The sequence below is a fragment of the Colwellia sp. BRX8-7 genome, assembly GCF_014077275.1.
Lineage (GTDB): Bacteria > Pseudomonadota > Gammaproteobacteria > Enterobacterales > Alteromonadaceae > Colwellia_A.
In genome coordinates, this window is sequence record NZ_JACGVP010000005.1 from 263,429 (window position 1) to 279,009 (window position 15,581).

The 15,581-nt window shown below is 38.7% G+C and carries 14 protein-coding genes and 1 tRNA gene; 7 read left to right on the plus strand and 8 right to left on the minus strand.

The genetic code is table 11. The features are described from left to right. From H4J57_RS07185 to hemH, 3 genes are all read left to right on the plus strand, one after another. Entirely contained in the window at positions 1 to 471 is a 471-nt protein-coding gene (locus H4J57_RS07185) for a cytochrome c-type biogenesis protein (protein WP_182242384.1), read from the plus strand. Between the two features lie 9 nt (positions 472 to 480). Beyond that, positions 481 to 1,746, plus strand: coding sequence for a c-type cytochrome biogenesis protein CcmI (gene ccmI, locus H4J57_RS07190; protein ID WP_182242363.1), 1,266 nt, complete (start codon positions 481 to 483; stop codon positions 1,744 to 1,746). Positions 1,747 to 1,868: 122 nt separating this feature from the next. After that, the gene (gene hemH / locus H4J57_RS07195; protein WP_182242364.1) at positions 1,869 to 2,897 is read left to right on the plus strand and encodes a ferrochelatase; all 1,029 of its coding nucleotides are present in this window, start codon (positions 1,869 to 1,871) and stop codon (positions 2,895 to 2,897) included. 423 nt (positions 2,898 to 3,320) lie between these two features. Here the strand turns inward: hemH and H4J57_RS07200 are convergent, their stop codons facing one another. The 4 genes from H4J57_RS07200 to pepA all read right to left on the minus strand — a co-directional run bounded on the left by H4J57_RS07200 (position 3,321) and on the right by pepA (position 8,824). Beyond that, on the minus strand, positions 3,321 to 3,530 hold the full coding sequence (locus H4J57_RS07200) for a cold-shock protein (RefSeq protein WP_070375833.1): 210 nt from the start codon (positions 3,528 to 3,530) through the stop codon (positions 3,321 to 3,323). Between the two features lie 373 nt (positions 3,531 to 3,903). Beyond that, positions 3,904 to 6,786, minus strand: a complete 2,883-nt coding sequence (locus H4J57_RS07205; RefSeq protein WP_182242365.1) for a valine--tRNA ligase — start codon at positions 6,784 to 6,786, stop codon at positions 3,904 to 3,906. Between the two features lie 21 nt (positions 6,787 to 6,807). Continuing rightward, positions 6,808 to 7,278, minus strand: coding sequence for a DNA polymerase III subunit chi (locus H4J57_RS07210; RefSeq protein ID WP_182172566.1), 471 nt, complete (start codon positions 7,276 to 7,278; stop codon positions 6,808 to 6,810). A 37-nt stretch (positions 7,279 to 7,315) separates the two neighbouring features. After that, positions 7,316 to 8,824: a leucyl aminopeptidase gene (pepA, locus tag H4J57_RS07215; RefSeq protein ID WP_182242366.1), complete on the minus strand. Its 1,509-nt coding sequence runs from the start codon at positions 8,822 to 8,824 to the stop codon at positions 7,316 to 7,318. Positions 8,825 to 9,065: 241 nt separating this feature from the next. Here pepA and lptF point away from each other — a divergent pair, with 241 nt between their 5' ends. Both lptF and lptG read left to right on the plus strand, forming a co-directional pair. Continuing rightward, positions 9,066 to 10,211 (plus strand): LPS export ABC transporter permease LptF, encoded by a 1,146-nt coding sequence (gene lptF / locus H4J57_RS07220; protein ID WP_182242367.1) that lies wholly within the window; start codon positions 9,066 to 9,068, stop codon positions 10,209 to 10,211. Continuing rightward, positions 10,211 to 11,278: an LPS export ABC transporter permease LptG gene (gene lptG, locus H4J57_RS07225; RefSeq protein WP_220465994.1), complete on the plus strand. Its 1,068-nt coding sequence runs from the start codon at positions 10,211 to 10,213 to the stop codon at positions 11,276 to 11,278. The genes lptF and lptG overlap by 1 nt, the downstream gene beginning before the upstream one ends. 100 nt (positions 11,279 to 11,378) lie before the next feature. Here lptG and H4J57_RS07230 read toward each other — a convergent pair whose 3' ends face one another. After that, positions 11,379 to 11,879, minus strand: a complete 501-nt coding sequence (locus H4J57_RS07230) for an RDD family protein (protein WP_182218268.1) — start codon at positions 11,877 to 11,879, stop codon at positions 11,379 to 11,381. Between the two features lie 186 nt (positions 11,880 to 12,065). Beyond that, positions 12,066 to 12,827 carry an ice-binding family protein gene (locus tag H4J57_RS07235; RefSeq protein WP_182218267.1) on the minus strand — a complete coding sequence of 254 codons (762 nt, stop codon included), beginning with the start codon at positions 12,825 to 12,827 and terminating at the stop codon, positions 12,066 to 12,068. Between the two features lie 443 nt (positions 12,828 to 13,270). Here H4J57_RS07235 and H4J57_RS07240 point away from each other — a divergent pair. Together H4J57_RS07240 and ppiC are read left to right on the plus strand one after the other, a co-directional pair. Further along, positions 13,271 to 13,355, plus strand: a tRNA-Leu gene (locus H4J57_RS07240). 125 nt (positions 13,356 to 13,480) lie between these two features. Further along, entirely contained in the window at positions 13,481 to 13,759 is a 279-nt protein-coding gene (gene ppiC, locus H4J57_RS07245) for a peptidylprolyl isomerase PpiC (RefSeq protein WP_070375841.1), read from the plus strand. 255 nt (positions 13,760 to 14,014) lie between these two features. Here the strand turns inward: ppiC and H4J57_RS07250 are convergent, their stop codons facing one another. Next, a complete protein-coding gene (locus H4J57_RS07250) occupies positions 14,015 to 14,629 on the minus strand; it encodes a hypothetical protein (RefSeq protein WP_182221803.1) in 615 nt (204 codons plus the stop codon). A gap of 78 nt (positions 14,630 to 14,707) precedes the next feature. Further along, the gene (locus H4J57_RS07255; protein ID WP_182242368.1) at positions 14,708 to 15,397 is read right to left on the minus strand and encodes a hypothetical protein; all 690 of its coding nucleotides are present in this window, start codon (positions 15,395 to 15,397) and stop codon (positions 14,708 to 14,710) included. Positions 15,398 to 15,581: the final 184 nt, after the last annotated feature.

Sequence of the window (15,581 nt, forward strand, 5' to 3'; positions counted from 1 at the left end):
ATGTTCAATAAATTGTTAGTTGCCGTATTTTTAACGACGGTTACCTTGCTGAGTTCATTTGTTTTAGCCAGCCCGGTTGATACTTATGTCTTTAAAGATAAGGTCACAGAAATTCGTTTTAATGCCCTTAATAAAGAATTACGTTGCCCTAAATGTCAGAATCAAAATTTGGCTGATTCTAATTCACCTATTGCCGCAGATCTTCGCCGTGAAGTTTATGACATGCTTCAACAAGGTAAGGCTGATATGGAAATTGTTGATTTTATGGTGTCACGCTACGGTGAGTTTGTTTTATATCGCCCTAGGGTCTCTAGCTTAACTTATATTCTATGGTACGGCCCTGCAGGGCTATTATTTATTGGTGTGATAGTCGTCGTTATTATTCTTCGTCGAAAGCCAGTTAAAAATGCCCAACAACCATTAAGCAATGATCAAAAAAATAAGCTTGATCAAATTCTAAAGCATAAATAAGGCTGTCTCATGGAATTAATCTTTATCATTATTGTCTTTTTATTGCTGATTTTAGCAGTAGTGTGGGCACCATTTATTAAACAACACCAAAACAACATCTCGATTGATGATACTCAGCGTGACGAAACTAATGTGCGCTTATACCACGAACATAAAGCTGAGATAGAAAAAGACTTTCAGCAAAATAATATTGATGATGAAAATTACCAATATTTACTAACAGAGCTCGATAATACTTTATTGCAAGATATGGAAAATCAAGATCTTGCAGATAAAACGCCACAAGAAACGAAAGTATTAGCTATGGCTTGGCCTGTTGGCTTGTCTGTTTTTATTTTAGCTTTTAGTTTTTATCTATATGCTGAAATAGGCACTTATGAAAAACTGACAACAATGACGCCTCAAGAGCCAATGCAGCAATCGGCTAATGCGGAACAACAAACTATTAATCAATTAAAACGCTTAATGGATGTCACTAAAACCGAACCAGATAACTCAGATGCTTGGTACGCTTTAGGTCAATCTTTAGTCACCGTCGGTGAATTTGACAGTGCAGTAAAAGCTTATGACCAAGTCTTACGCATTGAAGGCCCGCAAGCCGATGTGTTTGGTGCTAAAGCCCAAGCGATTTACTATAAGAACGAACAACAAATTGATGCAAGGGTGCAAGGATTTATTGATCAGGCTTTATCGATAGACCCGAGTGATCCTTCCACAAATATATTACTAGGTATGCATAGTTTTACTGCTGGTAAGTATCAAGTGGCTATTTCTCATTGGCAACGTGTTGTTGATTCAGATAAAAAGAATGTTAATAAGCAAGCATTGCTTGAAGTTATTGATGAAGCGAAAAAGCGTATCGCCCAACCCAATATGACCGACGATGCTAACAGTCAAATCGAACCAAGTATTGCTGGTCCCAAGCTAACGGTTAACGTTACATTAAGTGATGAAATACAAACCTTGCTGTCAGTGGGTGATGATAAAACGGTTTTCATTTATGCTATATCTGCAGATACTTCTCGGGGGCGTATGCCTCTTGCCGCCGTTAAATTAGTCGCGAGTGATTTACCCATAACCATAGTACTTAATGATGCAAGTGCAATGACGCCACAAGCTAAGTTGAGTGATGTCGATGTGGTACACATTTATGCAGTCGTTTCTGCTTCAGGCGGCGCTGGTATTAAATCAGGTGATTTCAAAGCTGAACTTAACAATGTGCCAGTAACGACTACAGAGCAATTAAATTTAGTCATTAGTAATATCGTTCCATAATTTAAATATAGTATGGGTTTGAGCCTTTTAACACATCAGATGAACTGATTCTTGTTTGGTGTGTTAGGGTTAACTTACCCGTTGTCTTTTTGTCGTCATTTAAAAAATAGAGTATCGAATTCATGCCTAAATTTAGTGGACGTTTTCACGGCCGTACCAAAGAAATACATAATAAAACGGCTAAAGTTGGTGTTTTACTCACCAATCTTGGCACACCTGAAGCGCCTACTGCATCAGCTTTGAGACGCTACTTAGGCGAGTTTTTATCTGATCCTCGGGTCGTTGAAATACCTCGACTTATTTGGTTAATGATCTTGCATGGCATTATTTTAAGGGTTCGACCTAAAAAATCAGCAAAACTCTATGAAAGTATTTGGACACCATCAGGCTCACCTTTATTAGTTATTAGCCAACAGCAAAAAGACGAAGTCGCTAAAGTGCTCACTGAGAAATATGGTGATGATGTCAGAGTTGAGCTGGCAATGCGTTATGGTAAGCCTACAATCGATGATGCTTTAGACAGATTACAACTTGCAGGAGTCAGTAAGATAATTACTTTACCTCTGTATCCTCAGTATGCAGGTCCAACGGTTGGTTCTACTTTCGATGCGGTCGTTAATAAAATTAAATCGTGGCGTTGGATCCCAAGTTTAAGTTTTATTAGTGGTTATCATGACAACCCTAAATACATAGCGGCCCTTGCGCAAAGTGTAAATAAGCATATTGCCGAACATGGTAAGCCGGATAAGTTAGTATTATCTTTTCATGGTATGCCTAAGTATTTCTTAGAGCAGGGTGACCCTTATTATTGTTGTTGTGCAAAGACAACGCGTTTATTAATGGAAGCGTTAGCCTTTACCGAGGATGATTTTGTGATGACCTTTCAGTCACGTTTTGGTAAAGCAGAGTGGTTACAACCTTATACCGATGTAACGCTTGTTGATCTTGCTGCTGATAATAAGCATGTCGCTATTATTAGCCCAGCATTTAGTGCTGATTGTTTAGAAACTTTAGAAGAGTTAGTGCACGAAAACCGAGATATGTTTATTGGTGCTGGTGGTGAAACGTATCATTATATTCCAGCTTTAAATACCGATGAAATGCATATTGATGCGATTGTAGATATCATTTCTGCAGAGATAAGGCACTAACTAAAATAAGGCACCGTATTTTATAGCCTTGCTGATACCTTTCACGGGTGTTTCCGCTGCGCTATTTAATAACGGTGTCACTATTGTAAACCTCCCTTCATTAGCTCACTTCTTTTTATTAATTAACAAACACTATGGCTGCGCCAATAAGTTCTTTTAAAACGCGATTCATCGGCCCAGCCGTACAAATAAACTCATAGCAATAAGAACACATACTCTTGTTCAATCACTGATGCGTTTTTGATGATCTTTAGTAATGACTTTGTTAATGGCTTTGATAGCAACGGGGTGTTTGAAGGTATGTGCGTTCTTTAAAAAATGTGGTGGGTTGAATTTTAGTATAAAAAAAAGCGCAACAATTTTCATTGTTCCGCTTTTTTTATTCGGATCCTAAGATCCTTTAATAACTACGATAAGTCGTTATTAAGAAGCAATTACGTTTTCAGCTTCAGGACCTTTTTGTCCTTGCTTGATAGTAAAAGTAACAGCTTGGCCGTCAGTTAGTGTACGGAAACCGTCACCAGAGATAGCGCTGAAGTGAACAAAAACGTCAGGTCCGTTATCTTGCTCGATGAAACCGAATCCTTTAGATTCGTTAAAAAATTTTACTTTACCAGTTACTGAATCAGACATGTCAACATTTCCCGTAGGTCATTAATTAAAAAATAGTAATAAGTGGATTATCCACTATGAAATATACGGAGTAAATGCTCTCTACCTATAAAAGTACAGACAGAGAAAGGTTTCCAATAACACAAACTAGTAGCGTCTGAGGTTAATCAATAATCGACCTTGTTAAATTAAGGTAAATAGTTGAAATATCCTTCTCCCGAAACGCAAAAACTCAACGCGAAAGTATGTTAGCACAATATTTTCTTGAAATCCTATAAAAATCTTAAGATTTGATGACTTTTTTATGACATAAAAAAGCCAGCTAAGATGCTGGCTTTATTAGATATTTATGATTGAGAATCATTATTATTATCAATCATAAGATAAACAACCCTTACAACGCCGAAATTTGTACTATTTGTTCAGCAAGCTTGGCTAAGGCCGATTCGGTATCAGCTAACTTGGTCTTTTCTTTGTTGATAACTTCTTCAGGAGCTTTACCAACAAACTTTTCATTGCTTAATTTCCCACGGGTTCTCTCAGCGTCTTTCTCTAGTTTATCGACCGCTTTTGTTAAACGGGCTAGCTCAGCTTCTTTATCAATTAATCCCGCCATTGGGATTAATACTGATAAATCACCAACAACAGCAGTAGCAGACAGAGGTGCATTGTCCTTGTCTGTTAATACCGTAATACTTTCAAGTTTAGCTAAGGCACTTAAAAACTGTTGATTTTCATCTAAGCGACGTTGGTCGTTAGCATTAACATTTTTAAGCAGTACCGGTAATTCTTTACTGGGTGAAATATCCATTTCGCCGCGAATATTACGTATAGCAACAATAAACTGTTTAACCCACTCTAAATCACCAATAGCCGTCTGGTCACATTGGCTTTCATCAAACTGTGGAAAGCGCTGGACCATAATACTGGCGTTTTCATTACCTTTGTTATCAGCAACAAAGTTACTTAATGGCACAACACGTTGCCAAATTGTTTCAGTGATAAATGGCATAATAGGATGCATCAAGCGTAATAAGCTTTCGAGCACAGTCACTAAGGTATGACGAGTACCACGTTGCTGTGCTTCGCTACCTTTAAACAATACTGGTTTTGTTAACTCTAAGTACCAATCACAAAATTGGTTCCAGGTGAACTCGTATAGTGCTTGTGAAGCTAAATCGAAACGAAAGGCTTCAAAAGATTCATGGACAGTTTTTACGGTTTGCTGGAATTGACCTAATATCCAACGGTCAGCTAATGAAAACTCCACTTCACCTTGTTGACCATTAACGACTTTACCGCAGTCTTGCTCTTCGGTATTCATTAACACGTAACGACTCGCATTCCATAATTTATTACAGAAATTACGGTAACCGTCTAAGCGTTTCATGTCCCAGGTAATGTCACGGCCTGTTGATGCAACTGAGGTTAAGGTGAAGCGTAATGCGTCAGTACCATGAGCTTCAATACCTGCTGGGTATTCTTTCTTGGTTAGCTTAGCTATTTTTGCCGCCAATTTTGGCTGCATCATGTTGCCGGTGCGCTTTTCCAATAACTCATCAAGGGCAATGCCATCAATCATATCAAGAGGATCGACAACGTTGCCTTTTGATTTACTCATCTTATCGCCATTTTCATCGCGAATAAGACCGGTAACATAGACTTTTTTGAACGGTACTTGTGGTTGGCCATTTTCATCTTTAATGAAATGCATGGTCATCATGATCATGCGGGCAACCCAGAAGAAAATAATGTCAAAGCCAGTAACAAGTACATCAGTTGAATGGAATTTTTTAAGATCTTCCATATTGCTTGGCCAGCCTAAGGTAGAAAACGTCCATAATGCTGATGAGAACCAAGTGTCGAGTACATCATCGTCTTGCTTTAAGACAAAATCTGCCGTCAACGAGTATTTAGCACGCACTTCAGCTTCGGTTCTACCGACATAAACACCACCATCTTCATCGTACCAGGCTGGAATTCTATGTCCCCACCAAAGCTGACGAGAAATACACCAGTCTTGAATGTCACGCATCCAAGCGTTGTACATATTTTCATACTGTTTAGGCACAAATTCAATTTGACCCGTTGCAACCGCGTCAACGGCAGGGCCTACTAAAGGTGCGGTGCGAACATACCATTGGTCGGTTAATAATGGTTCAATAATCACACCTGAACGATCACCATAAGGTGCGACCAAATCATGATCTTTTACTTCAACAAGTAAACCTAGCTCGTCAAATTTAGCGACAATGGCTTTGCGGGCAACAAAACGGTCGAGTCCTGCAAATTCACTTGGTAATTCAGTGCTGTAGGCATCAGAAGGTTCGCCGTTATTTTTATAAACTTCAGCGTTTGCTAAAATAGCAGCATTTTTATCTAAAATATTGATTAATGGCAAATTATGACGTTTACCGACTTCATTATCGTTAAAGTCATGTGCAGGTGTGATTTTCACACAACCTGAACCTTTGGTCATATCAGCATGGTCATCGCCAACAATAGGGATTAAACGATTAACTAAAGGTAATAAAATATGTTTGCCGATCAGATCTTTATAACGGTCATCTTTAGGGTTTACCGCGACACCGGTATCACCTAAAACAGTTTCTGGTCGAGTTGTCGCTACCACTAAGTAGTCTTTACCTTCAGCGGTTTTAACGCCATCAGCCAAAGGATAGCGTAAGTACCACATGTGACCTTTTTTATCTTTGTTCTCAACTTCTAAATCAGAAATAGCGGTATGGAATTTTGGATCCCAGTTAACTAAGCGTTTACCACGATAAATTAAGTCGTCTTCAAATAAGCGAACAAAAACTTCTTGCACCGCTTCAGACATGCCATCATCCATAGTAAAACGTTCGCGAGACCAATCGATAGAGTTACCCAAACGGCGCATTTGCTTGCCAATCGTGCCTCCAGACTCGTCTTTCCATTCCCATACTTTATCAATAAAAGCTTCACGACCGTAATCGTGACGAGTTTTATCTTCTTCGGCAGCAATTTTACGTTCTACCACCATTTGTGTGGCAATACCCGCATGGTCCATTCCGGTTTGCCATAAAGTATTTTTACCTTGCATACGTTGATAACGAATTAAGGTATCCATAATAGTTTGTTGGAACGCGTGTCCCATATGCAAACTACCGGTAACGTTTGGTGGTGGTATAGCAATGCTATAGCCATCTCCTTCACCTGTTGGGCTAAAATAACCTTGCTCTTCCCAACTTTGATAAAGAGACTGTTCGATTTCTGAAGGATTGAATGTTTTTTCCATGGGGATGACTACTTAACTTGATTAAAGTGCATTAATTGACTGTGACGGTTGTGGCGCGGTTTGATTATCCACTTGAAATCCCCATTGACGATAGCCTTTATAGCGCTCTCGAGCTTGTTGTTTGAGGGTTTCATCACTGGGTACAAAGTCAATAATGTGTGAAAACTGATTAGCAAAGTGAGGCACTGTGCTGGTTAAATTTATTAAAATAGCGCGTCGGTTAGTGGGTGGTTGCCAACTAATTTCAACGGCAGCGCCATTTTTAGGGCCTTCGCCCGGTAAATTGTGAGGAACAAAACTGTCAGGTTCAAAGGCCCAAAGCAGTTCATCTAACTGGTGAGCTGTTTGCTGATCAGCGCAGTAAATAAATACCCGCTGATTTTGGCGATAAAAATTAGCAGCCTGCAAACAAGCATGAGCATGTGACTGTTCAGCCACCGCTTCATGCTTTGCATCTTCTTCAAGCAAATAAAACATTACTTGTGTTTGCATGTTTGCGTTGTTCCTTTTATTTCTTTTTAGTCTAGAGTTATTCGCTTTGCTCTGCGCCGGCACGATTCAATAAAAATTGAGTCAATAAGCTTACCGGACGACCAGTAGAGCCTTTGTCTTTGCCGCCGCTGCGCCAGGCCGTACCGGCAATATCAAGATGTGCCCAGTGGTACTTTTTAGTGAAACGCGCTAAGAAACAGGCAGCCGTAATAGTACCTGCGCCTTTGCCACCTAAATTGGTAAAATCAGCAAATGGGCTTTCTAATTGTTCTTGATATTCTTCCCATAACGGTAAACGCCATGCGCGGTCACCACTTTGTTCAGAAGCATTTAACAACTCATGTGCTAATGGGTTGTGCGTACTCAACAGGCCCGATGCATGTTTACCTAAGGCAACCACACAGGCACCAGTAAGCGTTGCTACATCGATAACAAGTTCAGGATCAAAGCGTTCAACATACGTCAGCGCGTCACATAAAACCAAGCGACCTTCTGCATCGGTATTTAATACTTCAACTGTTTGTCCTGACATCGTCGTTAAAATATCACCAGGGCGGTAAGCATCGCCACCGGGCATATTTTCACAACCGGCTAAAACACCAATAACGTTAATCGGCAACTGTAATTCTGCTAGGGCGTGCATAGCACCTAAAACACCCGCTGCGCCACCCATGTCATATTTCATTTCATCCATGGCTTCGCCAGGCTTTAAAGAAATACCACCGGCATCAAAAGTCACACCTTTACCGACTAAAACTATCGGATTAACATCATCACCAGCACCATTATATTTAATAATACTCATAATAGATTCATTACGTGAAGCTCGGCCAACGGCAAGGTATGAATTCATACCCAATTCTTCCATTTCTTTCTCGCCAACTATTTCGGTGCTGATATTGTCGTAATCATTTTCTAAAATCTTAGCTTGTTCTGCTAAATATGCTGGGTTACAGATATTTGGCGGCATATTAGCAACATTTTTACAGGTTGTTATACCTTCAGAGACAGCAAGCGCATGAGAAATAGCGCGTTCGCCCATCGGTAACTCTCGACGTGTTGGTACATTAAAAACCATTTTACGTAGAGGTCGGCGTGCTTCAACTTTACGCGTTTTTAATCCGTCAAAGCTGTATAAACAGTCTTGAGTCGCTTCAACGGCCTGGCGTACCTTCCAATAGGTATCACGACCTTTAACATGAAGTTCTGATAAAAAGCACACAGCTTCCATCGAGCCCGTTTCATTTAACGTACTAATAGTTTTACTGATAATTTGTCGGTATTGACGTTCATCAAGTTCACGTTCTTTACCACAACCGACCAACAAAACACGTTCGCTTAAGATATTAGGCACGTGATGAAGCAGTAACATTTGCCCTGATTTACCTTCTAAATCACCGCGACGCAATAAGTTACTGATATAGCCTTCACTAATTTCGTCAAGTTGTTCAGCAATCGCTGAAAGACGGCGAGGTTCAAAAACGCCAACGACAATACAGGCGCTACGTTGCTTTTCGGGACTACCACTTTTTACGTTGAACTCCATGAGCTCTCCTAATTCGTACAAAAACAAGCTGTTTTTAAATGAAATTTACGAGTAAACTTGTTTAAATCTATAAATAATCGTTATGCTTACTTTTAAAAGTATTCAGCTACAGGCTATAATTATAGCTTGGTGCAAGCGAATTCCCCTCAGAGCAAAAATTAATATTACTTATGAAAACGACAAGTTTACTTAAAAATAGAGCAGATGTCAGAAAAAAACGATGTTTTTATAGGGAATTCTTATGATTATCTTTCGTTATTTACTTAAAGAAGTCGCTAAAACTCAATTAGCGGTTTTCTTAGTGCTGATGACCATATTTATTAGTAATAAATTTGTTCGTATTCTTGATGATGCTGCCGAAGGTGGGATCCCCGGACACTTGGTTATGGTCTTTATTGGTTTAAAGATACCTGACTTAGCGGGAATGATTTTACCCTTAAGTTTATTTCTCGGGGTTTTATTGGCTTACGGGCGTATTTATGCCGATAGCGAAATGACAGTATTGCATGCTTGTGGTGTCAGTGAATGGTACGTAGTGCGGGTTACACTGATTTTAAGTTTTGTGACAGCGATATTTACCGGAATTTTTACGCTGTACCTATCACCTATGGCCTCGGAATATGAGTATCAAGTTAAAGAACAATTAGCCGCAGACTCGGGGTTAAGTTCGCTTATTGCTGGTCGTTTTCAAACGACAGGTAATGAAAAAGCCGTCATTTTTATTCACGATAAAAATCGTAATGACAACACCTTTGAAAAAGTTTTTGTTGCGCAACTTCCTGATAAAAAAGCCACGGATAAAAGTATTATTAATGCCAGTTTAGTTTATGCACAAACCGGACAAGTGATTGAGGAAGAAAGTGGCTCACAGCGTTTAGTCTTGAGTGACGGTACACGTTATCAAAACGATACTAAGAGTAAAGAATTCAAAGAAGTCTTTTTTGATAAGTATTATATCCAAATACAAGATCAAAAAGTGGCGCACAAAAATAGAAAATTAAGGGCTATTCCCACCCAAGATTTGTTTGAGGAAGATACCGCTGCTTTTAGTGCGGAAAGTCATTGGCGCATTGCTTTTCCTATTGCGTGTTTGATCATGACATTAATTGCCGTACCTTTAAGTGTTGTTAATCCTAGGCAAGGTAAATTTGCTAAAATGTTACCGGCGTTATTGCTGTTTTTAGGTTATTTCTTGATGCTGACAGCGGTCCGCTCTGGCGTTGAGTCGGGCACAATACCTAAAAATTTAGGTTTATGGCCAGTACACTTATTTGTGCTTGTGTTAGGCGTAAGTCTGCTTATAAAAGATCGCAGTTTTGGGATGAAAATCAAAGCTAAGCTTCCGCTATTATTTCGCAATTTCACCCGCAAAGGAACATCATCATAATGCGTATATTAGACATGTACATTGGTCGAATTATTGCATCTACAACGCTCTTAACGTTATCAGTTTTTGTCAGCCTAAGTGGTATCATTAAGTTTGTTGAAGAAATGAAAACCGTGGGCAAGGGTAACTATGATATTGCGCATGCTGCTTTATTTGTGCTTTATAAAATCCCACCCGATATTGAAATGTTTTTCCCGATGTCAGCACTAATTGGTGGTTTAATCGGTATGGGCATGCTGGCAACAAACAGTGAGCTTGTGGTTATGCAAGCGGCAGGTTTGTCGCGGGTAGACATTATAAAATCAGTGATGAAGTCAGCGACTATTCTCGTTTTTATCAGTATGGCGGTCGGAGAATGGTTAGCGCCGGTTGGTGAATTAGCCGCAAGACAGCTTAAAGCACAGGCGATATCAGGCGGAAGCTTAATTTCATCCGCTGATGGAACTTGGGCGAAAGACGGCGATTATTTTGTTCATATTGGTGAAGTAGAAGATAAAGGGAAATTAAACGATGTACAAATATACCGCTTTGATAAATCATTAAAACTATCAAGTTGGTTATCTGCAGATAGTGCTATTTATCAAAAAGATGCTTGGCAGTTACGTGATGTTGTCGATACCCATTTAAGTGAAAACAAAATGGTTACCGAGTCATCGCAGGTAAAAATGTGGACATCGAGTTTGACGCCTGAAAAACTTGGCGTCGTTATGGTTACTCCCGAAGCTTTATCATTACGGGGCTTATCTGAATACTTAAGTTATTTGGAAGAAAACAACCAAGACTCAAGTCGTTACGTTTTAGCTTTTTGGCGTAAAATCGTTCAACCACTAACCGTTGCGGTGATGCTGTTACTTGCCTTGTCTTTTGTTTTTGGACCTTTGCGTTCAGTATCGATGGGGGCAAGAATTATGATGGGAGTAGCAACAGGAATCTTGTTCTTTATTACAAACGAAGTGTTAGGGTCGTTAAGCTTAGTGTATCAGTTGCCTGCGGCTTTTGGCGCGTTAATGCCCAGCTTTATCTTTGTATCATTAGCGTTATATCTAATGAATAAACGGCCCAGTTAACTTTTACTTGCGCGCCTTTTAGTCGATAAATGTGATTAGTCGGCATGATAATCACATTTATCATGCCTCACTTTTATTGCCCCGTATTAGCAGGAGTACTCTACAAACGACCGCGGTTAGCGTCTAACGTTAAAACCACCACTTCTGTATCCGTTAACCTGTCTTGTAAGCTTAATTTGTTTTTACGATCAAAAATCACCGTAAAGTTACCTAAACCTAATAGCGTAGGCAGTAATCTTTTTAGGCCAGTAACCTTATTGATCAAAGTACCATCTTGGTTTTGCACACGTAAACGCCACGCTTTCATCCCTAAGGTTTGACCGGTTTTAGACCAAAACCAAATAAAGAAAAACGACACCCAAGCAAGCTTCCAAAACTCATTTGGCCACTTTAACCAAGCCGTATTGGCAATAGCATCAGAAAAGTGTTCGTACCCCTGTAAGCCGAATAAGCCAAAGTGAAAACCTAAGTACATCAATAGAAATGACATTGCGCCAGCAGTCATATATACCGCAATGGCAATTAAAAGATCATATACCCAAGAAGCTAAGCGGCGGCGAAAACCGGCACGGGGGAAATGTTGAGATGAAATGAAAGTCATAAGTCACGTGAATAATAAATTTTTAACAGTTTATCAAACACAATAGCTAAAGTATAAGAGAGATGATTATTTGTGTTTTTTATCGCTAAAATAGTATTAAAAAACGACATACAAAAATGATAGTAGCATTGAAGTTTGCTACCTTTTATATGTCGTTAACGCTATTTGACTGTAGTCACTACGTTGTTATTGAGGAGCTTCTTCATATTGCTCAGTTGGCGCGTTAATCGTGTTTTTTTGCAATGTAACAGCAGTTTGTGCCAATAGTCTCCCGTTAACAGTGGTTCCAGTATTAACAGAAATCAAGGTTTTACTGAGCACGATGCCTTCAAAGGATGCATAAGTGCCGAGTGCGGTATAACCTGCGACTTGCCAGAAAATATTTTTGGCTAAAGCGCCACCCGTTAAAGTAACGCGCTTGGCATTTGCCTGATTTAAATTACCTGATATTTGCATGATCCAAACATCATCCATAGTGCCATTAAAAGTAACATCTGTACTGATATTGACGTCTGAAGACCATTTATAAACGCCAGGTGCTAGTGTTAGGCCACCAATTTCACCCGCACCAAGTTCGGTATGATCAGCAGGAACTCTGCCTGCAGCATCATTGTAGGCAATGCCCATATCACTGACTGCTAATCCTAAAAGGTAAGGTGAATTTATTGAGCAGGGCAGTGGACCAGCAGAGTCAACCGTATACATAGCGCCGGTTACTTCATCACAGTTGAGTAAAAGCGCAGCGCCTGTAATTGGGCTAGTGCCGACATTACCGGTAACAGCAGACGGATAAACATCAGTAATTCCAGATTTACTCAATATGGTGAAAGTACCTGCTTCGCCAAGTTCAACCGCATAGGGGCCTGCGGCCATAACATTTCCAGCAAAAATACTTCCCATAATTAAGGGGATAAGTACTTTTTTAGAATTGTTTATTAAGGTTTTCATAATATTTCTCCATATGGAATTGTCAATTTACAGTAAGTAAATTGTTACTAAGCTTTTTCCATAGTTATGTTATATCACACAAGAATGATTTTAGATTGGCATCAAATGACTTGTTTATATATTGCCCCGTGTATTTTGATTAAAATTATTTTAATTTCGATACAATAGCCGATGAAGGCAAGATTTTTCTTGAGTGTTGCGAGCTATACATAATCGCATTATTGGAGGGGAACCGTCACCTAAGCATTAATTAAGTCGGTGTTTAATGCTCTAAACTTTCAAATCCCTCCAAATCGAGCAAATAATAAACATACACACCAACGATTGATAAAAACTATTGCTTAATAAAGTTATTTTCGTATAATGCCGAACAGATTCATTAACGCACTGGCGTTATTGATAAACAGTTTAAATTTTTGGTAGTTACTACGAAAAATATTTAAGCCGCAGTGGTGGAATTGGTAGACACGCCGGATTCAAAATCCGGTTTCGAAAGAAGTGACGGTTCAAGTCCGTCCTGCGGTACCATTATATGAAAGCCCTGATTCGAAAGAGTCGGGGCTTTTTGTTTTCCGAAAGATAATATTCAAATAGATTAGTCATGATCCGCTATAATATGCGTGTTTATTAGACAGTATTAAAAAGGTTTCAATATGGCAGCAACAGCGCATGCACTTCACATCTTGGTTAAACATAAAGAAATTGCAGAAGATATTATTAAGCAGCTAGCTAAAGGAGCTAAGTTTCAAACATTAGCTAAAAAACATTCGTCATGTCCATCGGGTAAAAAAGGGGGCGATTTAGGCGAGTTTAAACGAGGTCAAATGGTACCTCAGTTTGATAAAGTGGCTTTTAGCGGTGCAATATTAGAGCCCCATCTTGTTAAAACTAAATTTGGTTGGCATGTAATTAAAGTGCTTTACCGGACTTAATTTACAACGAGTGATTTATAATACGGCTTCTTTTCAAAATCGCGGCCAAAGAAATTTTTGTTCAAGCCCGACGGCTGTATCAAATTTAAAGCCCTGCTTTTCATTAGATGAAGCTATTTATGGAAATTTTGTCTGCAACATCAGCTAGGTCTAACAATGATAGCTGTTTTGATTATAACAGCAGGTTTACTCTATCTTTGCAATCGGTAATAAGTAAGTAATGACCTTGATAATAAAATGGTTTATCAATGATGACTAAAACTTAATAGCTAAACCAACTGAAATACTTCCATCAAGCCACAGACCATCTTCTAACAAAGCGTGGCAGATGGTTTCTTGACAAAATAACTGATTATCCTCTTCTATATAACTTGCATAACCTCGAAGCTCTGTAACAAGAGCTATATTCTTTGATAGTTCGTAGCGTGTGCCAAAAGCCATAGTGAGGGAGGGGTAAATTTCGTCTTTACTGTCAGTTTCAAAATAAGTGGCACCGATACCTAGCGAGATGGTCGTCACATAATTTTGCTGTTTAAGCTGAGTAACGCCACTGAAATGCAAGTAGGTAATATCGAAGGAGTGCTCTTGTTGATCTGAACTACTGATAAAATCATGGCTAACAGTGTTAAGTAATATTTGTCCTTGGCCATTAGGTGAATCTTGCCAAGCGATTGCTAATCCATAATTTTTATCATCAGTGACAACCAGGTCTGTGCCGTTTTGGCTATTAATTAGATCAGCACTGAACATTTGCCCGATAAAGGGAGTTATTTCTATATCTCGAGCATGACTTGTAAAAGGTAATAACAATAAAACTGAATTAATAAGTAGGATGCAAATGAGATTTGCTGACTTTAATGACGTTCGCATTTTATGACCTTTTCAATACGGATAAAAACATAAAAGAGTAAAGCTATTATTAGCTGGGTTATTAGACTATTTCAAGCTTTACAATGTTTTTGTAAGCATAGTTGCTTGGTTATTTAATGCGCTCAGTAATTTTTCAAATAACTCAATACCTATGGTTTCACCAGTGTTACCGGTTTCTTTATCAACAATTTCTAATTCAAAACGAGGTAATGTTTTAGTGATTATTGGTGCGTTTTTATGACCTATTAAATTAAGTACTGGCGAATTTACTGTTATTTTAGCCACCTTTAATAAACGTGGCGTCGTTGTAACTTGTTGCTGATTTTTGACACTACTGTCTTTGAGGGTGAATTGATCTATATTTTTTTGCACGGTTAATAGTAGTTGTTTAAAGCTGTCACCATCTTCGCTGTAATAAATTGAAGCACTTAAACCATCGATGGTAATACTCTCGATAAGAATAATATCTTCTTTTAAGCTATCACGATCAACCACTAAATGAATGGCGGCAATACTTAGTGTTGATTTTCCATAGGTCGAAATATTTGATAACTGTGACGGGGCCAACACAAAATTGCTAATGGTTCCTGTTCCCTGATACCCATGGATTGTTACGTTTTCAACCGTTACTTTTTGTTGGCTTAGTTGCGAACCAATATTTTGAAGTTGATTTTTAATATGAAAATTTAAAGAGTCACTGGCTAAAAACCATAGCGCAGCACCACACGATAATAATAAAACAAAAATTATGGCTGCAAATTTGTTCAAGGTTTGATCCTAAGTTGTATAACAAATATTTATTATAACGTACTTTTATTATTGAATTTTAACTGGATAAAAATTTTAACTAAATTGAGTGATGATAAGCGTACTTTTTATTCAGCTTGATTAAAAAATAAACTTGGGATATAAGATGGGTGAATAACGAAAATTAATAAAAAATATATCTACA